The organism is Streptococcus mitis (assembly GCF_001074635.1).
GTDB lineage: Bacteria > Bacillota > Bacilli > Lactobacillales > Streptococcaceae > Streptococcus > Streptococcus mitis_E.
The window spans coordinates 1-209 of sequence record NZ_JUQO01000034.1; the positions used below are offsets into that span (position 1 = coordinate 1).

1 protein-coding gene is annotated in these 209 nt (G+C 43.5%); it reads left to right on the forward strand.

The window, feature by feature from the left end; genetic code table 11:
* On the forward strand, positions 1-209 hold a 209-nt coding region (locus ADI58_RS01355; RefSeq protein ID WP_049521165.1), incomplete at both ends, for a collagen-flanked surface repeat-containing protein.

A 209-nucleotide genomic window follows, 5' to 3' on the forward strand; every position in this document is an offset into this window, starting at 1 on the left:
AAGGTGACAAGGGTGAGAACGGAAAAGATGGCTTCACACCAGAAGTAACAGTGATAGACAATCATGATGGTAGCCATACGATTACCATTACCCAACCAGAAGGTCGCCCAGCCCTTATAACTATCGTTAAAAACGGTGAAAATGGCCAAACACCGAAAGTTAAAGCAGAACGTGATGAAGCCAAGAAACAAACCACTCTAACCTTCTAC